General features: G+C 60.3%; 21 protein-coding genes. 6 read left to right on the forward strand and 15 right to left on the reverse strand.

Going from position 1 to position 24,736, the window contains the following annotated elements; translation table 11 throughout:
* Positions 1-629: 629 nt before the first annotated feature.
* The 12 genes from F7R19_RS18375 to F7R19_RS18430 form a co-directional block, all read right to left on the reverse strand.
* Positions 630-1,946, reverse strand: coding sequence for a vWA domain-containing protein (locus tag F7R19_RS18375; protein WP_150981552.1), 1,317 nt, complete (start codon positions 1,944-1,946; stop codon positions 630-632).
* 19 nt (positions 1,947-1,965) lie between these two features.
* Positions 1,966-2,634, reverse strand: a complete 669-nt coding sequence (locus tag F7R19_RS18380) for a TadE family protein (RefSeq protein ID WP_150981553.1) — start codon at positions 2,632-2,634, stop codon at positions 1,966-1,968.
* Positions 2,635-2,659: 25 nt separating this feature from the next.
* Entirely contained in the window at positions 2,660-3,145 is a 486-nt protein-coding gene (locus F7R19_RS18385; RefSeq protein ID WP_061957366.1) for a TadE/TadG family type IV pilus assembly protein, read from the reverse strand.
* A 58-nt stretch (positions 3,146-3,203) separates the two neighbouring features.
* A complete protein-coding gene (locus tag F7R19_RS18390; RefSeq protein WP_150981554.1) occupies positions 3,204-4,154 on the reverse strand; it encodes a type II secretion system F family protein in 951 nt (316 codons plus the stop codon).
* Positions 4,155-4,168: 14 nt separating this feature from the next.
* Positions 4,169-5,146 (reverse strand): type II secretion system F family protein, encoded by a 978-nt coding sequence (locus F7R19_RS18395; protein WP_061957368.1) that lies wholly within the window; start codon positions 5,144-5,146, stop codon positions 4,169-4,171.
* Positions 5,147-5,186: 40 nt separating this feature from the next.
* Positions 5,187-6,575 (reverse strand): CpaF family protein, encoded by a 1,389-nt coding sequence (locus tag F7R19_RS18400; RefSeq protein WP_150981555.1) that lies wholly within the window; start codon positions 6,573-6,575, stop codon positions 5,187-5,189.
* 18 nt (positions 6,576-6,593) lie between these two features.
* Positions 6,594-7,799 carry an AAA family ATPase gene (locus tag F7R19_RS18405; protein WP_061957370.1) on the reverse strand — a complete coding sequence of 402 codons (1,206 nt, stop codon included), beginning with the start codon at positions 7,797-7,799 and terminating at the stop codon, positions 6,594-6,596.
* Positions 7,800-7,843: 44 nt separating this feature from the next.
* A complete protein-coding gene (locus tag F7R19_RS18410) occupies positions 7,844-8,152 on the reverse strand; it encodes a hypothetical protein (protein WP_150981556.1) in 309 nt (102 codons plus the stop codon).
* Between the two features lie 24 nt (positions 8,153-8,176).
* Positions 8,177-10,087: a type II and III secretion system protein family protein gene (locus F7R19_RS18415; protein ID WP_150981557.1), complete on the reverse strand. Its 1,911-nt coding sequence runs from the start codon at positions 10,085-10,087 to the stop codon at positions 8,177-8,179.
* 44 nt (positions 10,088-10,131) lie between these two features.
* Positions 10,132-10,983: a Flp pilus assembly protein CpaB gene (gene cpaB, locus F7R19_RS18420; RefSeq protein ID WP_150981558.1), complete on the reverse strand. Its 852-nt coding sequence runs from the start codon at positions 10,981-10,983 to the stop codon at positions 10,132-10,134.
* 358 nt (positions 10,984-11,341) lie between these two features.
* The gene (locus F7R19_RS18425) at positions 11,342-11,938 is read right to left on the reverse strand and encodes an A24 family peptidase (protein ID WP_150981559.1); all 597 of its coding nucleotides are present in this window, start codon (positions 11,936-11,938) and stop codon (positions 11,342-11,344) included.
* A gap of 110 nt (positions 11,939-12,048) precedes the next feature.
* Positions 12,049-12,234 carry a Flp family type IVb pilin gene (locus F7R19_RS18430; RefSeq protein ID WP_061957402.1) on the reverse strand — a complete coding sequence of 62 codons (186 nt, stop codon included), beginning with the start codon at positions 12,232-12,234 and terminating at the stop codon, positions 12,049-12,051.
* 1,120 nt (positions 12,235-13,354) lie between these two features.
* Here F7R19_RS18430 and F7R19_RS18435 point away from each other — a divergent pair.
* Entirely contained in the window at positions 13,355-13,927 is a 573-nt protein-coding gene (locus F7R19_RS18435) for a hypothetical protein (RefSeq protein ID WP_150981560.1), read from the forward strand.
* A 209-nt stretch (positions 13,928-14,136) separates the two neighbouring features.
* Here F7R19_RS18435 and F7R19_RS18440 read toward each other — a convergent pair whose 3' ends face one another.
* A complete protein-coding gene (locus F7R19_RS18440; RefSeq protein WP_061957403.1) occupies positions 14,137-14,493 on the reverse strand; it encodes a host attachment protein in 357 nt (118 codons plus the stop codon).
* Between the two features lie 86 nt (positions 14,494-14,579).
* Positions 14,580-15,794: an alkene reductase gene (locus F7R19_RS18445; RefSeq protein ID WP_150981586.1), complete on the reverse strand. Its 1,215-nt coding sequence runs from the start codon at positions 15,792-15,794 to the stop codon at positions 14,580-14,582.
* A 319-nt stretch (positions 15,795-16,113) separates the two neighbouring features.
* Between F7R19_RS18445 and F7R19_RS18450 the strand changes: the two genes are divergently transcribed.
* From F7R19_RS18450 to F7R19_RS18470, 5 genes are all read left to right on the forward strand, one after another.
* Positions 16,114-17,142 carry an LLM class oxidoreductase gene (locus F7R19_RS18450; RefSeq protein WP_150981587.1) on the forward strand — a complete coding sequence of 343 codons (1,029 nt, stop codon included), beginning with the start codon at positions 16,114-16,116 and terminating at the stop codon, positions 17,140-17,142.
* A 97-nt stretch (positions 17,143-17,239) separates the two neighbouring features.
* A complete protein-coding gene (locus F7R19_RS18455) occupies positions 17,240-17,698 on the forward strand; it encodes a phosphate-starvation-inducible PsiE family protein (RefSeq protein WP_061957405.1) in 459 nt (152 codons plus the stop codon).
* 220 nt (positions 17,699-17,918) lie between these two features.
* On the forward strand, positions 17,919-18,656 hold the full coding sequence (locus F7R19_RS18460; protein WP_223506022.1) for a helix-turn-helix transcriptional regulator: 738 nt from the start codon (positions 17,919-17,921) through the stop codon (positions 18,654-18,656).
* A gap of 239 nt (positions 18,657-18,895) precedes the next feature.
* Complete coding sequence (locus tag F7R19_RS18465; RefSeq protein WP_223506024.1) at positions 18,896-19,333, forward strand: PRC-barrel domain-containing protein; 438 nt, start codon at positions 18,896-18,898, stop codon at positions 19,331-19,333.
* A gap of 217 nt (positions 19,334-19,550) precedes the next feature.
* The gene (locus F7R19_RS18470) at positions 19,551-22,382 is read left to right on the forward strand and encodes an ATP-dependent Clp protease ATP-binding subunit (protein WP_150981588.1); all 2,832 of its coding nucleotides are present in this window, start codon (positions 19,551-19,553) and stop codon (positions 22,380-22,382) included.
* Positions 22,383-22,509: 127 nt separating this feature from the next.
* Here F7R19_RS18470 and F7R19_RS18475 read toward each other — a convergent pair whose 3' ends face one another.
* Positions 22,510-24,561, reverse strand: coding sequence for an ATP-binding protein (locus tag F7R19_RS18475; RefSeq protein ID WP_150981561.1), 2,052 nt, complete (start codon positions 24,559-24,561; stop codon positions 22,510-22,512).
* Positions 24,562-24,736: the final 175 nt, after the last annotated feature.

The raw sequence follows: 24,736 nt of genomic DNA on the forward strand, positions 1-24,736 counted from the left end.
TCTCGGGATTCTACCCGTCAGGCCATGTGCCTTCCCCCGGGGAAACTGGTGAGAAGAAACACATTCTTTCGAGCCACCTCGTCTGGCTTCATTTTCCAGGGCGACTGTGCCCTCCCGCATCGCCTTGATCTGCGACTTTCCAACCGGAAGTACGTCCTCCTGTGCCGCATCCAGGCTCGATAGACAACATCAAAGGAGGGGAGAAATCATGGAAACAGCTTCGGAAGTCAGGGTGTTCGGAGTACTGCTGGCCCTGCCGGTACAGGGTAGAGGTAGCGACGAGCATGGCGTAATTCCTTCGTATCCGGTTGGGTCTGAGCGAGTAGGTTGACTATCTGAGTGCCTTTGTGTACCAACTTCAATCTCGCGTACGCGGCTCCGGCCGCCAGGCATTGAAAATGCGGAATGATTGTGGATCATTCGAATCATAATTGTAGTGTGATGATCCTAAGTTATTGATTATTTAAAAATTTTTAGGGTGAGCTAAAATTGGTACGTACTCGTGCAAACTTTAATCTCGCGTACCACCGTTTGTGGCGGAACAATAAGGCGGTCCAGAACCATCGCTCTGCCATCGATTTGACCGAGGGGTGCACGGTCCCCCCGTCGGCAAGCGTGACCGCGTAGCTTCATTGAGAAATACGCAGAATTTCAGAGGCCAACTTCGAGAAGCAAGGCCGCAAATCGTTGATGGTCTTTGCGTAGCAATAGATGCCACTCGGTTGTGCCTTGTTATACGCTGAAGCATCTGGGGTATTTGCCATGTTTTTGAGAAGGTCAGCGTCAAATCCACCATTGCCATCCAGACCGAGTGTGAAGATGTAGACGCCTTGGTCGCGCAACGACGACGCCATCGCCAATGGCACGTTGGTGGACGCGTTGGCAACGTTTGTGGCCAGATTTCCACCGCTTGTCGATGACGTCACGGTATTTGGCGTACTGCCAACGATCTTGAACTCGGTATCAGTAGGATTGTGCGCGTTGTAGTAGGCGGGCATTTGCGCCGGTGCCTTGTTGTTCGACACGCTGTTGCAATTTCCATTCAGAGTGGAGTCTTGCTGATCAATCGCGAAGTATCCGTCAACGCCTCCTGCCGACGTGATGCCGCCCGTGCAAGTGTTGCCATTCTTCGTCTGGTAGGCCGCCGCAATGGTATTGGGTTGACCGTCCGAGAAAAAGACAATTACCCGCAGGCTGGATCGGCTGGTTTGCGGGATGCTGTTCAACTGCGAGCGCGCCTGCCATAGCCCTTCCGCGTAATTGGTGTTGCCGCCGTTCGGAAGGTTGGTAATGGTGCTTTGCATCGTCGGCCGGTCGAAGCCTCGGGCAGACGTGCGGATCGCAATATCCGACACGGCGCCGGAGGAGAAATGCACCAAACCGACGCGATCGGTAGAGGGGCTGAATTGGTTCAGGAAGCTGTTCGCGTTGCTGCGCACGGTACTCCAGACTGGGCTCATGGAACCGGACGAGTCGATCACGAAGATCATGTCCAGATCTTTGCGAATCGTCGTGGATGCCGCCGCCACCACCACGTTGTTGAAGCCGAGCACCTTCATCAGCGATAGCGGCATCGAAGCGGTTGCCGACACGGCGATGGTGACCTTTCCCTGGTCGAAGGTCACACTTGTCGCGTTGAGGGTAGGCGTGCCGCGCAGATAGCCATTTGGGAAGTTTGCATTGAAGAAATCCGTTGCTGCCTGGCGCGCTGCGGCGGTCTGCTCGGCTTGTGTCGTGCCGTTGGTGACTGCGCGGGCGGCTGCCACCGCGGCCGAATCGACGGCGGCATTCAATCGCGCTTTGGTCACGTAGGACATTCCGCCATCGATCCCGAGACCGACGATACCAAGCAAGCCAATCATCAGCACACCGGCAATCATCGTGATCTGCCCACGCTGCCGCTGAATACGTAGATGTGGACGCGTGCCGAACTTGATGGATGTCATGGCGTCTCCCCCCCGTGGCTCAAAACGTCGTGGACGAATAGAGATTGGGACCTAGCGTGGGCATCTTGAGCGTACCCATCGTCAGCCCCTGAAAAAACATGTTGAAGCTGTACCAGGTCTCCACTACGTAGATCACTTGGCCATCCGAGAGCTTCCCCGTCATGGCATTGGCGGTAGGAGAAGAGGTTCCAGGCGAGGGCAGGTTCCGGCACGAGCCATCGCTGCTCGCGTAACTCCCGCAGCCATAGACCTTGCTGGCGGGCGCGCTGCCGCCGATGCCCCAGCCATCCGTCCAGCGGTACTGCTCGATGACGATATTTCGGACGGTGCAGTTCGTGCCGCTCTTATTGCAGTTCTCTGCATTGCCCATCACCTTGGTGATATAGATCATCCCGCGCTGCCCCATGTTGAGCGGAGGGGTCGTCTGCGCAAGAGAATCCATGATCGTCTGCGGCAGTTGAGAGGTGCGGGACGCCAGGCTCGCTCCCTCACGGGTCAGGTTCACCAAAATCAGGTTGGCCTGGATGGCGCGGGCGAAGTCGATGACCGGCAAGGTCAGAAAGATGAAGATGGGCAGCAGGATGCCGAACTCGATGGCCGCGATGCCACGCATTGTTCTGCGCGCAGGCGGCACGCGCGGCTTCGACGGGCGCCTTGTGGGCCGGAGGGTCGCATTCGTGGCATTCATGGCAGTCCTCGCTTGTGGTCGCACCCTAAAAAGCCTCGTTGCGCATCGTGGCGGCGACGCTGAACTTGTATTTCCCGCCCGTGGCCTGGTAGAACGCCGCCACCACGGGCGTCAGCAAGGGCCAGTTGCACGTCACCTGGATCACCACAATGTCGCCCGCGTTGCCGAACATGCCCGCACCATTTGGCTGCGACGACCCGTTAACCCAGGTCGTGACCTGAGCGTTGGACATGTCGAATACGCCTAGCGAGGTATCGTGGATTTTCTCAAGCACCGCGCGATAGCGTTGCGGCGCGCTGGCGTTCGGATCGAGGTTCGCCTGGCCAGTCACCGCATATCGTGCGCCCTCGCGGACAGCGTGCTGCATCGTCAGGTTGGCCCACATCATCATGCCGAAATCGACAACCGAGAACAGCAGCAGGAAGAATATCGGGGCCACCAGCGCAAACTCGACGGCACTGGCACCGCGTTGCCGTCCTGTCCGAAACGGAAACTTCAGTCGTTGGCGCATGATGGTCTCCCTCTTTTTGCCTTGTCCGTTTGCGACGTCGCGATCGTTTGCAAAAGGCTCAACTACCTTCACCCATCATGAACGGCATCAGGGATCGATAGAACTGCAGGGCAGGGGAGCCAAGCAAGACGACCATCAGTGAGGGGAAGATGAAGAAGATCAGTGGAAAGAGGAGCTTCACGGCAATTTTTGCCGCACGCTCCTCCGCGCGCTGACGTCGACGTGTTCGCAATGTGTCGGCCTGCACGCGCAGCGACTCAGCAATGCTGGTGCCGAAGCGATCGGCCTGAATCAGCATGCTGGCCAGCATGTCAACGTCTTCCACGGCCGTGCGCAGCGCCAGATTTCGTAAGGCTTTGTCGCGGGACAAGCCGGCGCGCAGTTCCAGCACCAGTAGCTCCAACTCGTCGCACAGCGCAGTCCCGCTGACGCGGAGTTCTTCCACCACCTTCAGCAGCGCGGCGTCGAGCGCAAGGCCCGCCTCAACGCAGACTGTGATCAGGTCCAGCGCGTCGGGAAAGGATTCGAAGATCTCCTCCTTGCGCCGCACAATGCGCCGACGCAGGATCAGGTCAGGCAAATAGAATCCGGCGATGGCGGCAGCCAGCAGCGATATGGGCAGCAGCCGGGGATTGTCCTCGCTGACCACGCCACCGGTTGCGACGAACAGGATCAACGGGAACGCGATCGCCAACAACGTCTTGGTGGCGAAGTAGACGGGGATGGCCGAAGGATTGCGCCATCCAGCGTTCATGAAGCGCGTACGCAGCGCTGAAGTGTCCCAGCCTTCCTTGGGCACAGCCAGCTTTGCCAGCGGCTTTGATACACGTGCCATGCGCTGGAGCCACTCCTCTTGCGGATCGGTCTGTGCCTCCGGCGCGGGCGCCTGAGTCGCCTGGGAGATGCGCCGACGCATGACGTCGGGCTGGATGAGCAACATGGCAAGCAAAGCAGCGCCGAACGTGAGCACAAACGTCAGCAGAAGGATCAGGATCTGACCGGTTTTCATCGCAGACTCCTCATTCAAACATGAATGCGCACGATCCGACGCATCCAGAGCAAGCCCAGTCCCATCAGCAGCAAGGCGTATCCCACAATCCAGGGGCCGACGGGGTCATTGGCCAAGGGATCAAGAAACTCCGGATTCAGGACATACATCGCGCCGGCCACGACGAAGGGCAGCAGCGACAGGATGATCCCGGAAAGCCGGCCCTCCGCCGACAGCACGCGCACCTGGCCCATCAGCTTCATCCGCTCGCGAATGATGTGGCTGACGTTTCCAAGAATCTCGGCCAGGTTGCCGCCCGATTCGCGCTGGATCAGGACCGCGATAACCAGATAGCGCAGGTCTGGCAGCGGTACGCGCTCCGCCAGTGCGCCGAGCGCATCGTGCATGGAGGTGCCGAAATTGATCTCGTCGAACGTTGTGCGGAACTCGGCGGCGATGGGCTCGGGCAGTTCGTCACCAGCCATGTCGAGGGCGCTTGAGAACGAGTGGCCGGCACGCAGGGCGCGGCTGATCAGGTCCGCGGCTTCCGGCAATTGCGTCTCGATGCGTTGCATCCGACGATCCCGGGCGCGCCGCACGTGAAAGGCGGGTATGAAAAGCCAGACCAAGGCGGCAACGACGACAGGAACCTCTGGAAGCGTGAGAATTCTTCCAACTACCCACAACGCAATAGGCGGCAATAGCGTCATCGTCAGGAACGTCGACACCGTCCAATTCAGCCCCGACTGCATGAGTAGCCGTTCCACCGCAATCGTGTGCGGCCACTTGCGCAGGAGCATGGTCATGAAGGGCGAATGGGCGAGCTTGCGGGCCTTCATGATCGATGCGGCGGCATCGTCTTGCCACGGTGTGGATGCCACCGCCCGCAAGCGCCGTCCGAACCGTCGCGCTGCGGCGCTATGCCGACGCTGCCACCATTGGTAGCCCAACGTCGCCGCCGTCACAATGGCCACGAACAGGCAGACGCCGAACCCGAGCAGTGTGTTGTCCATGGCGAGTCTCCGTTATTGCATCGTTTGGTTGCGCATTGGCTCAGACGTCGAATCGCACCGACGGCTCATATAGCCGCTCGGGCACGGACAATCCGAATGCCTGCAATCGCTCGGAGAAATGCGGACGGACTCCAGTGGCGCAGAAGTAGCCCTTGACGCGGCCCTCCGCGTCCACTCCGGTGCGCTTGAACGTGAAGATCTCCTGCATGTTCACTACGTCGCTTTCCATGCCGGTGACTTCCTGGATGCTCATGAGCTTGCGCCGTCCGTCCGCCAGTCGTGATACCTGCAGAATCACTGTAATGGCCGACGTGATCTGCTGGCGCATGGTGCGCGGCGGCAGCGCCAATCCCGCCATGCTGATCATGTTTTCAAGGCGGGTGAGAGCATCGCGCGGGGTGTTGGCGTGGATAGTCGCCAGCGACCCTTCGTGACCGGTGTTCATCGCGTGAAGCATGTCCAAAGCTTCCGCACCGCGAACTTCCCCAAGGATGATGCGGTCCGGACGCATCCGTAGCGCGTTGCGCACCAGCGATCGCTGCGTGATCTCGCCCCGATTTTCAATATTGGGCGGACGTGTTTCGAGCCTCAGCACATGGTCCTGGCGCAACTGCAGTTCGGCCGCATCCTCGATGGTCACGATGCGCTCGCTCTCCGGGATGAAGCCCGAAAGAATGTTGAGCATCGTCGTCTTGCCGCTGCCGGTACCGCCCGAGATCAGGATGTTGAGCTTGGCCTTGACCATGGCCTCCATTAACTGGGCCATCGGCGGCGTCAGCGTTTGGAGCTCGACGAGGTCCTTCACCATTAGCGGATTCACAGCAAAACGCCGGATGGACAGTAGCGGACCATCCACCGCGGACGGCGGGATGATGGCGTTGATCCGGGATCCATCGGGCAGGCGCGCATCCACCATCGGGCTCGATTCATCGACGCGGCGGCCGACACGGGAGACCATCTTGTCGATGACCTTCATGAGGTGCGCATCGTCGCGGAAGGTGACATCGGTCAGCTCCAGCTTGCCCCTTCTTTCGACGTACACCTTGTGTGCCGTGTTGACAAGAATGTCCGAAATCGTGGGGTCGGACAGCAACGGTTCCAGTGGACCGTACCCAAGCATTTCGTCCCGCACATCGGACACCAGGCGGCGGCGTTCGGCTTCGTTGATCGGGATATTGCGTTCGTCGATAATGCGCTCCACCAGCACCGCCAACTCACGCTTGACCTGCTCGGGATTCAGTCGCTGAAGCTTCTCCAGCTCCACGCGCTCGATGATCGCTTCATGAATGTCTGCCTTCAGTTGCTGGTAGGCAGCGCTTGCACCAGAGCTAACCGGAGCGCGCTCCGCAGGTCGTTCTGCGGTGCGTTCTGGCACGCGGTCAATCGGCGTTTCGCCGGCCTTTTCGAAGAGTTGTGCGCGCAGTGACATCTCGATTCTCCCCAGGGGTTAAGCGTGCCGGCTGACGGGCAGCGGCTGGCTCGAGTCGCCGCGATGCCCGAGCAGGCGTGTGAGCAGGCCCTCTTCTTTCTTCGCGGGCGCGGGAAACTGGATGTCCACCATCTGTTGGAACGCGCGAGACATCGCACTGTTCGGAGCGAGCTGCAGCACAGGAACGCCTTGATTGGCGGCCTCGCGGGCCGTTTTAGCGTCGGTGGGCAATGTATGCGCCGTCCGGGCGCCGAGCGTTTCTTCCATCGTGCGGATAGTGATGGGGGCGTGTTTTCCGAACTGGTTGAGGATGACCTGCATGCGTTCTGGCGGGTAGCCGAGCGAACGGAAGATCTCCATCATGTGCCGCCCCGCGCGCAGGTAGGGCAGCTCTAGTTGCACCACGGAATGGATAACCTCGCTGTGGTCAAGCACCATGATCGACGCAGGGTTGATGGCCTGTCCCAAGTCGAATACCAGTACGTCGTAGGCGGGCTTTGCGAGATCAAGGATGCGTTCCAGATGTGCCGCCTTGACGTCGGCGCCCTTGACTGGATCGCCTGCACCTGCAATGACGTCGAGATTCGGGTGCGCATGCGTGACACAGGCATCCAGCAATGCAGCGTCGAGCCGGTCGATTTGATGGCAAATATCGGCAAGCGTGGCGGGCGGGGTCTTGTCCGTGACGATGAATGCCGCATCGCCGAACTGCTGGTCCAGGTCCAGCAACAACACGCGCTTGCCGCGCTGCGCGACCCCGAAGGAGAAATTCGCCGCCGCAAAGGTGGTGCCGCTGCCGCCCTTGCAAGACGTGAAGGCAAAGGTCCGGGCTTGGGCATCCGGGTCCACTTGCGCGCGGGTATCCAGGCGGGCCAGTTCCTCATTGAACTCGCGGGGGTCGAGCGGCCAGCGCAGGACACTGCGCACGCCCATACGCATCGCGCGCATTAGCAGCTCGGCTGATGGCTGCGGTGTGACGAGGATGCACGGCACATCCCCCGGCTCCGGAAATCGCTGACGCAGGTGCTCAAACACGTCCATTCCGAACTCGTCAGCCTGCAGGACCACGAAATCCGATGCGTGGATCAGCCCTGGCATCCCGAGAGCTTTCGCCGGGTCTACGCACACCAACTGCGGCTGGCGCTTGGTGTCAGCCTGTTGCGCCAGCGCCAGCATCTGGCGTGCACGTATATCGTCGGCGGCGACCAGTATCAGCTTAGCCATGTCACATCTCCCTCGGTAATCCGGATGATTCGGGGCGGTCGTGCCTATTGCGCCGGCGACGCCATCGTCCCGCTGCCAACGCCAATCACGAATGTGTTGTTATCGGTCGGTGGGTTGCGGAAGGACTGACCGTAGCGGTCCATCGCGAACGTGGCGGCGCGGCCGTCAACCCCGGTGACCGGGTCCGTGTTGGTGTATGTCGCATCAGGATTGAGCGTCTGCATCATGCGCACGGTACGCACCGATTCACCGAAGTTCGCGTCCCAGATCGGCGAAGTGTTCATGCAACTGGCCAGGCCGGTGCTGAGCAAGGTGGCCGCGGCCGCGTACATGAGTCGTGTCTTGGAGTTCATGGTGTTCACCTGTCCGTAGGTCGATTATTGGATGGTGTCGCTTGCCATCGTCACGGCCGTCGGGGCCGAAGTGGGCGACGCTGGGGGCAAGGAGGCGGTCGGCACAAAGCCGCCACTTGCGGGCTGCGGTGCGTCGGCGGGCCGGGCGCCCAGTGGCTGCCCCGAGTTCGGCGACATGTCGACGGGCTGGACGCTCACGCTGGGAACCGGTCCGATGCTGGTGGTTGGCGCGGCTGGCAGGGCGGGAGACATCGGTGCGGCCGGCGTCGCGGGTGCTGGGGCCATCGCAGGCCGGGCGAGGTTGTCTGGCACGCGTACCGGATGTCCTTCCATGTTGCCGTTGATATAGACCTCACCGTTCGTTGCTGGTCCGAACGAATCGGTGGGCATCGGATAGTTCGGCGGCAGCGGCTTGACCAGGCGAGGCGTGACCACGAACAGCAGCTCGCTGCGGTCCTGCTGGAAGCTCGTGCTGCGGAAAAGGTTGCCCAGCACTGGCAGTTCGCCCGCCCCTGGCAGGCCCTTCAGGCTGCCGGTCACGTTGCTCTTGATCAGTCCGCCGATGGCAAAGCTTTGTCCGTCCATCACCTGCAACGTGGTAGACGCGCGCCGCGTGGTGATCAGAGGCAGGATGGTCGAGCCGGAGGTGTTCGGCGCGGTAACCGCTACGCCTGTCGGTGACAGCTCGGAGACTTCAGGCGCCACCTTGAGATTGATGCGGCCGTTGGCGAGTACCGTCGGCGTGAACTTGAGGCCCACACCGAAGGTTTCTTCCTGCAGCACAATGGTGGTGACGCCGCCAATGTTGGACTGCGGCACAGGTATGTAGACCTTGCCGCCTGCCAGGAAGCTGGCCTCCTGGCCGCTGATGGCCATCAGGTTCGGCTCGGCCAGGATCTTGACCAGGCTGTCCCCCTTCTGAGCATCGAGTTGGAAGGAAAACGGCAGGTTGTTACTCTTGATGCCGGTGAGCGATGCTGCGCTGCCGGACAGGAAATTCGCCAGCAGGCCAAATTGCCAACTGCCGAATGCGCCCTGCAGGTTGGCTGCCGCGCCAAGCTGGTCGATCAGGGTTTTCGAGACCTCGGCTACCTTCACTTCGAGCATCACCTGCTGTGGCGCATCGACCGACATCATGTTGATGATCTTGCTGCTGCGCTGTGGCATGCCGCTGGCCTGGAGCGTATTGGCGACCGGGATCATCATGCCGCCCATCATCATTCCCATATTGGGGTTCGCGACGTTGGCCGGTGTCCCGAGCGCCTGCGGTGGCGCCTGCAAGGGGCTGCGCGACTGACGGGAGACATACGCATTGGCGATGTCCATCACCTGTTGCGCGGTGGAGGAATCGGGCACATTGCCGCTGAGGACCAGGCTGTCTGCGGCGGCTGCCACCTGTACTCCACGCGCGCCCGGCAGGAGTGAACGCAGCGTTGATTGCAGGCCACCGGGATCGGCGCCCACCGTTACGTCGATGACGGTGCAGCGACCGCTGCGCCCTTGCACGATCATGTTCGTCGTGCCGATATCAAGACCCAGCAGATACATCGTCTGCGGCGACACCAGCATGGCCTGGACCACGCTTGGGTTGCCCAAGGTGCGAGTGCGCACCGGCTCAGGTAACGGCAGCATGCGGGACTTGCCGATGGGCACCGTCACCTGTTCGGGTTCGGCGGCTGCGCCACTACAACTTGGGCCGCGAGCGCCGCTATCGGCGGGAGCCGCAGGCGCTGCGGCAGCGCCTATCGTGAGCTGAATCGGCCCATTGGCGGCGATGCGTGCTGGCTGCGCCGCAGCGGTTTCCTCTGCGGCCTGCACCTGGGTGCTGGCAAGCCAGACACTGGCAATGGCCACAGTGGAAAGGGCGCTCAGTCGAACGACGCCGTGCATGCGTGTGGCACGCGTGCGGCCTGACGATGTATGGCTGGTCTTCATGATGATTTCCCCGGTTGGTGGCTTCTGGCGCTTGGCTCGCGCGCTCAGAAGCACTCCTTGTCCTGTTGCATGCCGCTGATCACGCCTACGCAGTTGGTATTGACTTTGCGTTCGACGAGGCGATGTACGACTTGAATGGCCTTGGCGATCGGTGTGGCGGGCGCAGCGGCCTGGATGACGGGCTCATTGAGCAAGCTGCGCTTGGTGGCGCCAGCGGTTTCCACAGGACGGGCTTCCACCTGATTACGTAGAACCAGCGAAAGGGAGCCTACGCTGCGGGCGAGATCGAGCTTCTCGGCCTCTTCGGGTGATACCTCCAGCGTGACGGCGTTGACCACTTTGGGCTTGGTTTCGTCGCGATTCACCTCTTGTGCCACCGCGAGCACCAGGATCTTCTCGAGGACGATCTTGGAGATCGACTGCTCGCCTTCGGTCGCGGTGTTGGTCTTCATGCCGGCTTTCTGGGTGTTGACGATGATGTCGACGAAGCTGCCGGGCAAGGCGAAGCCGGCGACGCCCACCACATCGTTGACGCGGACCGTGATGGCACGCTTGCCTTCGGCGATGACCGCCGAGAGACCACCTTTCGTGCCGGCTGGGGTGAGCTTCGATTCGAGGATCGGTTCTCCGCGCATCACGCTGGCCTTGGTCACGCGCCCATCCACTGTCTTGAGATCGCTCAGCGTTCCCGGTGGGAGGCTTTCACGCGGCCATTCGACCAGTTTCACGAACTCGGGTGCCAGGCGCTGCCCCAGGTTGATATCCGTGTTGGCCACGGCCACTTTCACCGTGCTGCCGGCGCTCTGCTCGACCATCCAGCGCGAGGCCAACACAACTGCCGCCAGGCCGGCGAGAGCCGCCACGAGCAGCATCATCAGGGTGCGTACGTTTCTCATTTGATGTTCCTCCCTTTACTCGCGATGCCTGGTCCGATCTGGCCGATCTGGTGAAAAGGACGCAGGCGCCCCTGGCGGCACGGCGTATGCGGTGCGCCATACAACGTTGTGAAACCGGTGGTGCAGCTCTTAGGTCGCTAGTGGTGGAACACCCAGCCGATGTGCTGTCGCACGGTGCGCGCGGCTTGCGCGGGTGGTTCAGCACGTGGTGTCCCACTGAAGTGGCGTGACGGGCAGCGGCGCGCGTTCGCGGGGCTGACGGTATTGCGAAGCTTCATGGCCATGATCGATCTCCCGTTCCCGTGTCCGTTGATTGCTATCGGACTTGCTTTTTCTTACGATGGTCCTGCCTGGCGTGTCAGATGACGCCAGTCATGACCAGTGCCACGCCTGTTGTGATTGCCACCGCATAGGGCAGGCGAGTAATGGTGCGAATTCTGTTGGCACCCGTAGATGCCGTGGAGCTGCCTTGACCCTCCGTCGTTGCGCATGCCTCTGTCATGGAGGAGGCATGTCCTGCAAATGGCAGCCAAAGCAGTGCGCCGATGACTGCATGCAGCGTGCGACGCGATTCACGTCGCCACAACATTACGATCAGACCCAGCACGCCGCCGGCCAGTAGAGTCGCCAACAGAATCTCCGGCACAGCATTGGGTCCAACCTGCGCGCCGACAAATCCCATCAATTTGGCATCACCTGCGCCGACGGCGCGCACGATGTACAGCAGCAGGAATGGCACGAAGGCGGCGGCAAGTCCCGTGGCCCATCGCCATGTTCCGTCGCCCGAACCGTGTTGCCAAACTTGCAGCACCAGCGCGGCGACGGTGCCGGCGGCAACCAGCCGGTTTGGAATTCGATGGCTGCTCACATCCGTCACGACCGCCATGCCCAGCACAGCCATCAAGGAGGCCGACGTGAGTGGGTCAAAGACGGAGCTGATGTTTGTGACATGCATGGCAGCCTCTCATGCGTGATTCAGATCGCTCGATGTTCGGGCGAGTGGTGCGCCAACGTTAGCGATACTGCAGCCCGGTGCGTGGCGCGTTGCACCGGGCTGCGCGCCGCTCAGCCAGCTGCCGTCGTGAGTGCCGTCTGGATGCTGGTCCAGATTTTCGTCACTGCGGTCTTGACGGCAGGGCCTGCCGCGACCATGCACAGGGCCACGAACGCAAGCAGCAGGGCATATTCAATGCCGGCTGCGCCGTCTTCTTCCTGGGCGAATTGCTTGATGCCATTGAACATGGAGTTCATGTCCTTCTCCTTCACGTCATGGTTAGTGGAAAAAAGCGCCCGCTGGAGATCGGGCACAAGGTTTCGGCCGGAAACCGGCCGAGGCCAAACCGGCCAGCTACCACGAAGGTGTGTGGTGTCTGTTCCGATTCCACCTGGCTCAGGGACGAGACCGCGCCACAAAGGCCGTCTTGACGATGTCCGATGCATGCACCATTCGGCTCGACGCATTGCATCCTGCTGGACACTGTGGAACTGATCCAACTTCTCTCCAGGGATCCGACCCACACCTGAATTTGCTGCAATCTGCTGACTTGGCGGCCGAGGCCCTCCCAGTCCGGACCGGCACTGCAGCGTGCCGGCCGCTTTCGCTCCCTGGGTGCTGGTTAATTTCGCCCCCTTTTTCCCCGTCCTCGGTATCCGTGACTCGGGTTCTGCAGTCTCGGTGGCTCCGTTTGTTTTGGGGCCGCCTCGCTGCCTGTGGCGGATATACAGCGACGAACGTGCCACTCGTCGTAAGTGCTTGATTTTTATAAAGAGGGTTTTTTGTGGCGTACCTTTTTCGAGACGATGTAACTAAATGTTTCTAGATCTTTACGTAGATTATTAGGCGCTTTTTGCGGCGAATTGTATCGCTTACAATTCTTTATGCTGTTTGTGTAATAAATAATGAGATAAATAATCCGCTTTTAGACTGCCCAATCAGGGCGAACGACTAGACGCCCGATCGGTTAAAACGGTTGCAAGGATGAAACGCCTTTTTGGACGCTTCTCCGCCAGATGGCCCAGCAAAAGGATGAGTACTGGTGATTGGGATGTTTGCAGTCCCGGTGCACCCTCGTGTTTGGTTCCCAAAATGAGGAGCGTTTCACCAAACAGATGTGATTTTTGTGGCCCTTTGCTCCTCCTGAAGGACGAGCGCGGGGTGCAAATCGATGCTGAGGCGGCCTTGAACCAAAAGGTTGCAAATGCGAAACCGGTCTGACTCGGAGTTCATATTTTGCTATTCTGAGTTTCGAGATCGGAGCAACGCTTTCTGCGCTTGAGGCCGAAGAGTTGAGTGCGCCTCGGGACTGAGGCCGGTATATAGCGTCCAGGAATGATGCGATTGGTGCGTATGGGCGACCTTTTTGAGACCGGGATGAGCGAACAGTTGTCTTTGACGTATCGCGGCTATCCCATTCGGTGCAGCACATCCCGTAGCGAGGACGGCAGATTTTCGCCCATAGTCACTGTAAAGATGCCGAAGCGAGCCTTTGCCAGTACACGCTACTTAGCCGAGTTTCAGGTGGCAACAGACCTGCGTGAGACTGAAGCTCGGGAGCATCAAATTTATGTGGGATCTGAGCGATACCGATCGTTCGCAGACGCCTTGGATGCTGGTGTCGGTGCAGCAAAAGCATGGATTGACAAGCAAGTCGGACCATTGACGCTACATCGTGGGTTCGGATACGAGATCTTTGCGGAGTTCTCGGACTCTTTTTGGTTTGCGAAAGTTAGAATTTACGGATCTAGCGCCCCGCTGCGCATTCTTGATCTACGTACGGAATTGATATCCGTCGCAGGAAAATATCTGTCGGAGCCTTCAGCCAGGTATGCACCGGACGAAAGTACGAGGCGCCTAATCGATCAGGTTGCGCTTGAGGATGAGCGAAATGATGGAAAGGCGTTGAAGAAGTTGTTTGGCCAGCAGCAGTGGCCTGCCGAGTGCTGATGAGCAGGATTGCGCCGAATGCGTGTTGTTGCGGAGATGCCCGATTTCCTGATGCTTTTCTCTTACATTAGGGACACATAGGCGACGTTGACAAATTAAATTCTTCTCGAACTTTATCGAAAGACCCGCCCTGATTTATATGTGGCGGGTCTTTTTTTTTGATCGTGAAGATGGCTTGAACAACGTTCGCTACGACCGCGACGTCGCCTTCAATGCCTTGCCAGGTGCGCTTGAATTTGCTGCGTATCGAGGGCCGAGAGATCTTCGTTGATGTCTTCGAAAATCATCTGACGCGTTTCCTCGCTCAGACGCTTGCGAAGCATGCCGAGAAACTTTGGCTCCACGGCAAGGCGCAATCGATGAAATCGGTGATGAAGCCTTCCTTGTTCGAGGTGGTCGGCGACGGTCTTTGCGAATTTCTCGCGGTCTTTCTCGCTTAGCGTCGTTCCACCGGGGACGACATTGACCAGGTCTTCAATTTCCCGCAAGTCCAGTTTGAGCCCCGGGGTCTCGAAGATTCGAGCACGGCTGCCGTCGGCGACGACAACCCAGGTAGTGTCAGCCATGGTGCACCTTTCAACGTGATCGGTCGCCGGCTCTGCGTCCATCGAAAATCGTCGCGAACGCCGGCGAATTTGCCATCGGCGACGGTCTATCTCCAGCGCCCATCGATGACGGACCGTGGCGCTTCCCCGCGTTCCTGCGCGAGCGATGGATAGTCGGTATATCCGCGCTCACCGCCGCCGTAGAACGTGGAAGGATCCGGCGAATTGAGCGGAGCGTGCGACCGCAAGCGTTCCGGCAGGTCGGGATTGGCGATGAACAAACGTCCGAATGCGATCAGGTCCGCGTTGCCGTCCTCGAGCCATCTTTCCGCACTGCTCACGTCGAAGCCGCCCGCGACCATCAGCACACCACGATAGGTGCGGCGAATCATCTGGCTCATGCGTTCCGCGCGTTCGATGAAAGCCACATCCGCACCGGTCGCTGCCAACGCGGGATTCACGATGTGCAAATATGCCAGCCCGTATCGATTGAGTTTCTCTACGACGTATGAAAAGGTCGCCTCGGGATCGTCGTCGTGCATGTCGTTGAAGGTGCCAAGAGGAGAGAGCCTCACGCCCACCTTTTCTGGTCCCCACACTTCGCAAACCGTCTCGATCACCTCGAATAGCAGCTTGGCCCGACGCTCGATCGATCCGCCGTATTCGTCTGTGCGGTGGTTCGTGCCGGACAGCAGGAACTGGTCGAGCAAATATCCATTCGCGCCATGTACTTCGACGCCGTCCATACCGGCAGCCTTTGCGTTGCGCGCTGCCCGGAAGTATTGGCGCACCAGATACGGCATTTCTTCGACCTGCAGCGCACGCGGCTTGACGCAGGGCGCGACAACACCTTCGCCTCGCTCGTTCTCAATAAACGCCTCCGCTTTCGGCTGGATCGCAGAGGGTGCAACCGGCAGCATTTCATCGGGCTGCAATGAGGGGTGCGATATGCGTCCTACGTGCCACAGCTGCATGAACATCAGACCGCCCGCGTCGTGCACGGCGTCCGCTACGTGTCGCCAGCCTTCAACCTGCTCTGCGGTATGTATCCCAGGCGTCCATGCGTAGCCCTGTCCCTGCATCGACACCTGGGTCGCTTCGCTGATGATTAGCGCGGCCGTTGCACGCTGCGCGTAATAGCAGGCGTTGAGCTGCGACGGAATGTTGCCTGCCCGGTTAGCGCGCGAACGCGTCAGCGGCCCCATGACGACACGATGACGCAGGGTGTAGGGGCCCACCTTTAGGGGTTCGAACAGCTTGTGCAGGGAAACTGGAGCTTCATGCTGCCGGGCTTGTTCGGGGGCAATCTCCGTATCAGGCATATTCGCTCCATGTGTTTCCGACTCGGGCCGAAACGTGTTGCCACAGACGCACAGAAGCGTCGGCGTCAAAGCAAATCGACGGGATCCCCGTTCTACGCGCAGTCTAGCCGTGACGCCGCGCGGGCTTCTTTTTGGTTTCTGCTGAGATGTGTCACGATCCTGCGGCCTTGGCGGCGGCAGAACGCCAACAAAATTCGGCAGCATCGCGAAAGACAGACCGCTGCGATGCGTCTACCGTGCTGGAAAATGTGGTCTACCCCGGCTGTGACGTGCGGGCTGCTGGCTAGGGAAGGGCATGAAACAGAAGGGGGGCATGCAGATGTACCAACCTAGTACTGTTCCTTACCAGCGGCACAGGGCATTTGAGCACACATTTTCGTCCGGCTCTCTTAGCTTGGGATTGTTCTTTCCCATTGAAGCTTTCGAGGGAGATCGGCCGACCATGCAGAACCAGGTAACACTTGCAAAGCGCGCCGAGGCGTTAGGTTTTTCAGCATTATGGTTCCGTGATGTGCCGCTGAGAGATCCAAGCTTTGGCGACGTCGGCCAGGTGTTCGATCCGTGGGTCTATATGGGATTTATGGCCGCCCACACTTCGAAAATCGCGCTTGGCACGGCCTCGATCGCGCTGCCGTTGCGCAACCCCTTGCATACTGCCAAAGCAGCGGCGAGCGTCGATCAACTGAGTCATGGCCGTCTGCTACTGGGAGTCGCCTCCGGCGATCGTCCGGTCGAATTTCCAGCGTTCAACATCGATCCGGAAAGGCGCGGGGAGATTTTCCGCGAAAGGGTGGAGGTGATCCGATGGGTTCAGCGCACGAGCTTTGCGCATGTCAGATGGAGTGACGGAGAGCTCATCGGTGCCGACCTCATTCCAAAGCCGACGACAAACGAGATTCCGCTCTTTGTGACCGGACACAGTCGCCAATCGCTCGATTGGATCGCAAAACATAGCTGCGGGTGGATCACCTATCCCCGTCCTCCTCATCTGCAGCGATCGTTCGTAGAAAAATGGAGACAAGAAGTTATCGTGCAATCCGGGACCGAGTACAAGCCGTTCTTACAGTCGCTGTATATCGACCTCGACGCATCGCCGTCCACAGCAGCATCGCCAATTCACTTGGGATACAAGCTAGGCAGGCGCCATCTCATTGACTTGCTCGATGCGCTGCAGGAGATTGGCGTTGACCACGTCATTTTGAATCTGAAATACGGCCGCCGAAGTGCGGCCGAGGTGGTGGAAGAACTTGGCACGCATGTGGTGCCTCGGTTCCGGGCGCGAGATGCTGGCGCACAGCCTGCGGGGAAGGATGACGGGCGGGACGCGCAAATCGTGAGTGTCTGGTAAGAGGCGTTCGTGCGGGGTTGGCCGTCTTTTTCAATCGATGAGCAAATGAGAGCTACCCATTTCCTTGAACCTCGACAAGATTCGGCCGCAATGGAGCATGCTGACTTTCTATGAGCGCTTCGAGCAGGTCATCGCCCATATCCTGAGCATCGTGATTTCGGTGGTCGTCCTGGTATCGCTTTGGCAGTTGATCCGGGCGGTCGTCGTGCTGTTGCTGTCCGGGGCGTTCGATCCCCTTGATCATGCGGTCTTCCAGGCGGTCTTTGGCATGGTGATGACGCTGTTGATCGCAATGGAGTTCAAGCATTCGATTATCCGCGTCATGCTCAGGCGAGATCACATTGTGCAAGTCAAGACTGTGATCCTCGTGGCGATGCTTGCGATAGCGCGCAAGTTCATCATCCTCGATCCCGCCACGGACCCCGCTCACATCGCCGCACTTGCGGCTGGCCTGGTTGCGCTCGGTAGTGTTTACTGGCTGATGCGGCAGCGCGATGATCCCGTCGATGCCGCAATTGCAGAGCGCGCCACGCGCGATCGTGAGTCGGGCGTGTGACAAGGCGGCCCGGGTTTATGCATGAAAAAAAACATTTCTAACACCGACGGACATGGACCACTAGAATTCGTTTCGATGCAGCAAGATCGATCCGTCTTCTTGGCAAACGCTCCCCATAGCGCAAATGTCTCGTCCCTCAGAATCGCGGTGTCTCCACTGTCACTCGATCGGTGCGTTCTGCACGGACTGCGCCGAAAAGTCGGCGCAATGGATCTTGTGTGTGATACCGGCGGACAGGACCACCGCGCATGCGAGCACAGTCGGAGGCAGCGAGCGGCCGGATCACCATATCAGCGTCAGCGCGCCGTTCATCGCAATCGTGCCGGCGTGGGCTCGCATTGAAGTCGACAATGACGATCCACGCGGCCTCGTCCTTGCGCTGCATTCGCCTACGCTGAGGGAAGCCGCTCGCAAGGCACTCGGCAACGGGACCTGCGACATCCCGTGCTGGTTCACGGCGTGGGATCCTTTCCTACGGGAAGCGGCCGACATCCTTATCACTTTGCACTCCAACATAGGCCCCGACCCCATGTGCTTCGCGGCGTTCGCCGACGTCATCTCACTTCATCTCGCGTGCCGCTACGGACGCAACGCCGACACGCGCGAGGCCGGTACCAGTCTCTCCCAGAGCAAGCTGAGTGTCGTGGAACTTTTCATTCACGAACACATTGCGGAAAACATCCAGGTGGAACACCTCGCTGCGCTTCTACATATGAGCCCCTCGCATTTTGCGCATGCTTTCAAGAATGCGACGGGGCTTGCGCCACACTTCTACGTGACGACCAAGCGGTTGAAATTTGCGCAGTTGATGCTTCTCGAAGGAAGTCTTCCGCTGATCGATGTCGCGGCACGCGCAGGCTTTCAGACTCAGCAGCACTTCACCGAGGTGTTTCATCGCTATGCAGGCTGTACGCCCCGTGCGTTCCGCCTCGCGCATCACCACCCCACGATCCGGTAACGCGCTCGCGGCTCGATCCGTGAGTGACCAACACGCGCAGGAATCCGACACCTCTGGGCAGGAACCCGAAAGAAGCGCGCGTCTGCCGGACATATGCTTGACGATACTCGCGCCATAACCATCTGCGCGCGCCTCGGGCTCGACGCGCGGAACTGGCGGCCCGTCCTTCGCGACAGGCAGAACGCGCTGCTGCACGCGTGAACGCATTGTGCGTCCGGCGTGCACCTATCACGTTGCGTATGTCGGAGAACACCATGAAGACTCACCTCATCTCGGCCGCCAGGCTGTCGTCGTTTGTGCTCGCGCTATGCGCTGGTGGCCTGGTGGCCATTAGCGCCATCGCGCAGGATGTGCCTATCGCGGGCAAGGCGACACTTGGCGTCACCGTCACCGAAGCCCAAGTCGTTGCAACAGGCTGGCGCGCATCGAAGATGATCCACACCGATGTCTACAACGACAAGAACGAAAAGATCGGCAAGGTTGATGACCTGATCATCGCACCGGATGGCACGCTCTCGGCCGCAATTATCGATGTGGGTGGCTTTCTTGGAATGGCGACGCATCGTGTCGCCATCCCCGTTCAGCATTTCAAGCAAATGGCACCGAAGGCCGTCCTCCCGGGTGCAAGCAAGGAAGCGCTGAAGAAGCTGCCGGAGTTCGAATATGCCAAGAGCTGACAGCGGGCTGCGACATCGCGGCACGCCGGCCAATGATCCTTGGGCGACGCGGCGCATCGAGATCCCGTAGCGCGATGCGCTCGGCGCCATCGCTCCATGCCGTGCGCGCGCGTCGATGATCAACCGGTGCGCTGCTGCGCGCAGGGCGGGCATTTTTTCACCACTCACGTACAACTCCTCGCTTTCAAACTCCACCGCCTCTCCAACGGAGCACATCATGGCAACTTGCAGCGTTTGCGGAAAACCGGCGACTTCGCAGATCACGATCACTGAGAACGGCCAGCGTCGTCAGCTGACGCTGTGCAACGAGCACTATGTGCAGTTCATGGCACGCAACCAGCGCAGCCTCTCTCCGCTTGAGTCGCTTTTTCACGGCGGTCTCTTTGAAAGTCTCTTCGACGATATGTGGCCGCCGATGGAAGGTAGGCGCGGCGGCTGGCATGCACTCGGCCAGGCGGAGGAGCCGCGCGCGAGTGCAGGGGAAGGCGGCAACGGCGGCGCTGGTATGGGTACTCGCGCGGGCTCGCCGGGCGGCCGGCCGCGCCGGCATCGCCGTGCGCGCGAAGCTGTCGACCTGCAGACGTTCCTGAGTGAGAGCGGCCTGGACCGATTGCAGGCAGCCGCGCAAAAGGCGGTCGAGTTCGGCAAGTCTGAAGTCGATACAGAGCACCTGCTGCTCGCACTCGCCGATAACAACGTGGTGCAGGAGATCCTGCGCGAATTCAAGCTGGATCCCGAAGAGATCAAGAAGGATGTCGATAAGAATGCGCCGCGTGGCACGCGTAGCGAAAAGACAGACGACGAACGCATCGGCGTATCGCCGCGCGCAAAGAGCGCGCTAGAGAACGCGCTCACCGCGTCGCGGGAGCTTGGCCACAGCTACGTGGGACCCGAGCATATCCTGATCGGGCTCGTCGAAGAGGAAGACGGCTTCGCAGGCGAGTTGCTGCGCAAGTACGGGCTATCGTCGCATGCGCTCCGGCAGAAGACCGTCAAGGTGGTCGGCAAGGGTGCCGAGGAAGGCACCGTCGAGGGGCGCTCCACCACGCCAACGCTCGACAAGTACGCGCGCGATCTCAGCGAACTCGCGCGGCGCGGCAAGCTCGATCCGGTGATCGGCCGCGACAAGGAAATCGAAACGACTATCGAGGTTCTTGCCCGACGGCGCAAGAACAATCCGGTGCTGATCGGCGAACCGGGCGTTGGCAAGACGGCAATCGTCGAGGGACTTGCGCAGCGCATCGTCCAGGACCAGGTGCCAGAGGTGCTGCGCGGCAAGCGCGTCGTCGAATTGAATATCAACAGCGTGGTGGCGGGCGCAAAGTATCGGGGCGAGTTCGAGGAACGGTTGAAGCAGGTGCTTGACGAGATCGTCGAGAACCAGGACCGGCTGATCGTTTTCATCGACGAACTGCATACGATCGTCGGTGCCGGCCAGGGTGGCGGCGAAGGCGGGCTCGATATCGGCAACGTCTTCAAGCCCGCGCTGGCGCGCGGCGAACTGCATCTCGTGGGCGCCACGACGCTCAACGAATACCAGAAGTACATCGAGAAGGACTCGGCGCTCGAACGGCGCTTCCAGCCCGTCAACGTGCCCGAGCCAAGCGTCGCGGAAACCATCGAGATCCTGCGCGGCTTGCGCGACCGCCTTGAAGCGCACCATAAGGTGAAGATCACCGAGGGGGCGATCGCGGCCGCGGCGAAGTTGTCGGACCGCTATATTGCCGCGCGATTCCTGCCGGACAAGGCCATCGACCTGCTCGACCAGGCAGCCGCCCGCGTGCGCATCTCATCGAACTCGCGGCCGACGCAACTGCACGATATCGAGGCGTCCATCCGTCGCACGCGCCAGGAACAGGACGCGGCAAGCTCGGCCAAGCAGTTCGACAAGGCAAAGGAACTGGAATCCAAGATCGTCTCCGAGCAGAAGCGACTTGATGAGGCGACCGAAGCGTGGAAGAAGGAACGCGGGACCAGTTCGCAAGAGGTCACGGCTGAGGACATCGCGCAGGTCGTGGCGGCGCTCACTGGCGTGCCGGTGTCCGAACTCACCGCAGAAGACCGCGAGAAGTTGCTGAGCCTGGAAGATCGCCTGAGGGAGCGTGTGGTCGGCCAGGACGAGGCGGTCCGCGCCGTCGCGCAGGCGGTTCGGCTCTCACGTGCCGGTCTCACCGAAGGCGGCAAGCCGACCGCAAGCTTCCTCTTTCTCGGCCCAACCGGTGTGGGCAAGACCGAACTCGCCAAAGCGCTCGCCGCTGCGGTGTTCGGCGACGAAAACGCGCTGGTGCGCATCGACATGAGCGAATACTCGGAGCGGCATACGGTGGCGCGCCTGGTGGGCTCGCCTCCGGGCTATGTCGGCTATGAGGAAGGAGGGCAGTTGACCGAGCGGGTGCGTCGCCGCCCATATTGCATCGTCCTGCTCGACGAAATCGAGAAAGCACATTCCGAGGTGCACAACATCCTGCTGCAGCTCTTCGACGAAGGCCGTCTCACCGACGGCAAAGGGCGTCTCGTGGATTTCACGAACACCATCATCATCGCGACCAGCAATATCGGTTCACAGATGATTCAGGATAATATGCGCGCCGACAAGACGCAACTCGACTACCCTGAGCTGCGCGACCGTCTGATGGAGGTTCTGCGGCATCACTTCAGGCCAGAATTCCTGAACCGGGTGGATGAGGTGGTGGTGTTTCATGCGCTCGGCAAGGCGCAGATCCGCAGCATCGTGGATTTGCAACTGGAGCGTGTGCGGCGCACCGTGGCTGGGCAGAACATCGAGTTGTCGTTCGACGATTCGCTGCGCAATCATCTGGCGGAGATTGGCTATGACCCCGAGTTCGGCGCGCGGATGCTCAAGCGCAAGATTCGCGCCGAAGTGGAATCGAAACTTGCCGATGCACTGCTGCGGGGCGATGTGCGTGATGGCGACAAGGTGACCATCACCTACGACTCGGGCGCGAATGCGGTGCGCGTGCAGAAGTCATCCGCCGATGCGCAGACGGCGAGCCCGGCAGAGGAGGAGCAAAAACCGGCGCACGTCTGAAAAAAGGGTTCGAGGGCGATGCCGCTTGCGCGGGATCTCCCTCCGCGTCTTGCGCAGGCTTTGGTAGAAGCCTTCGCAGCCCTGCTGCGGCTCAGTTTGCGATGCACCAGCCCCGCAGGCTGGCGAGTCATACCACCGCCGGAAGGTGCGCCGTCACCGTGGTGCCTGTGCCGACCTCGCTTTCAAGAGAAATATTGCCGCGATGCAGCAGCACAATTTCGCGCACGAGCGCGAGGCCCAGACCATCGCCGGCCGTCCCATCCTGGTGCTTGCCGCGGAAGAACTTGTCGCACACGAGCCTGAGTTCGTCGACTTTGATTCCCATGCCTCGGTCGGTCACCTTCAGCACGGCGTTGCCGCTTTCATCCGTTGCTCTGGCGACCGACACGTTGACGTCATTTCCCAGGCCGTATTTCACAGCGTTCTCGAGCAGATGCCGTATCACGCTGGCGAGTGAGGCAGAGTCGCCCATCACCCAGACTGGCCCTCGCGCGCCCTCCAGAGTCACTCCATTGCCGTTCATACGTCCTTCCTCAATAACATCGCGCACGAGCGCTGCGAGATCCACCCGGCGAGAGGTCATCTCGGATGCACCCAAGGTTTCCAGGCGCGTCAGTTGAAGATGATTGGAAGCGAACTGGCTGATGCGCTGGGCTTGCGAACGCATCGTGCGACAGATGCCAAGGCGTTTTTCCGGGGGGATCAGATCGGCGGCGAGAAGGTCGGCATATCCGACGATATTTGCGATCGCCACCTTGTTTTCGGCTTCCACGGTATCGATGAAATGGGACCTCGCCCGTTCCTCTCGCCGCATTGCGCTGACGTCGCAGACAGACACCACGCAGCCTGCGCCGTCGCTGGTATGCACTACGCGGATCGCATAGCTGGAGGCATCCGCTATATCGAACTCGATAAGACTGCTGAAGTCGTGGGAGGCTGCGATCCGGTCGATCTCCGCCAGCAGTTCGGACGGCGTGGCTGAGTCCCGCGTGGGACGTTGGCCGCGGTACAGAAGGTCGACGAATCGTTGTGACGGGGCGCCGCGCAAGTCACCGGGCGAAACGCCCAGGATGTCGCACAGCCCGCCGTTGGTGTCTTCCACCAGGCGATCCTTGTTGAAAATGGCGACGCCGCCTGGCACGGCAAAGAACAGCGCATGCAGGTGCTGATTCCTTTCCCGTAGCCTGCGGCTGACCACTGCGGCACGCTTCGCCGCCTTCACCATCGTCATGATTGACTTTGCCTGGCCCATCTGGAGGAAGATGATCAGTGCGGATGCCAGGCTTGCGATGCAAGCGACGACTATCAGCCTGCCGCGGTACATCGCTAGCGCTTCATGCCGGTTGTACCTGACCACAACCGCCAGGTCTCCTTTCGACAGTCTTTGCACGCCATAAATGCGCTCGACGTCGTCCAGCTGGGTGCTCTCCAGCGCGTCGGCGTGGGCGGCGGCTACAACGGCTCGTCGCGTTACGGAACTCGCCGCCACCGCCTGGCCGGGGTCGTAAGCCGCGCCACTCCAGCGCACCCTGTAGATAAAGTCATTGGTACCCAATAGACCGACTGCACCCTGGGTGCCCAGATAGGTGATGCTTTTGGAGATATTGGTCAGTGAGATTGGGTCCAGCGACACCACGACGACGCCCAGGAAACGGCCAGTCGGCGCGACGATTCCCTTGGAAAGCAGGACTACCCAGCGCCCCGAATTACGCTCCCGCCGCGGCTTGCTGACAAACAAGGTGGACCTGGGATTGTTGGCATGGACGCGGAAATAGTCGCGATCGCCTGCGTCGATGGCTTCGAAGGTCGGATTGGTCGATGACCTGACGACGCCGCTTTCGTCCAGGATCTCGGTCTGAAGGAAGGGCTCGGCACTGAGATGACCGTTTCGGGTCCATTCGGCGAGCGGCAAGTCCGGACCGCGTTCGATGACAGCGCCGCCTACCAGGGAGGTCAGTTGGTCCGCATCGGACAGTGTGCGCTCGACGTGCTGGCCAAGGGTATAGGCAAGACGGTCGGCATCGACCTGGATCCGGCGTAATTCGCTACCCCTGTCCCATCCGGCCCATATGGCGAAGCCCAGCCAGATGAGTAGTAGGAGTATGAATGCCGAAATACGCGCGGTGATGGTGCCCGCGGAGCTTTCCGCCGCTACCGGCCTATATATTTCCAGACCCATGGACTCTGGCACCCCGAAAAATGTGGGTACGGACCGCCGCAAAGGCCGCCCCGAGAATTGTTATCGATTGAACCCGTTATATGCAGGCCAGGCTTCGGAACCAGTACAGCCGGACTGCGTCGCACTTTGCCTGTGTGTGTGCCTACCTAATAGAAGCAGAAAGAAAAAGAAAAGC

This window comes from Cupriavidus pauculus (assembly GCF_008801835.1).
In the GTDB taxonomy this organism is placed as follows: Bacteria; Pseudomonadota; Gammaproteobacteria; order Burkholderiales; family Burkholderiaceae; genus Cupriavidus; species Cupriavidus pauculus.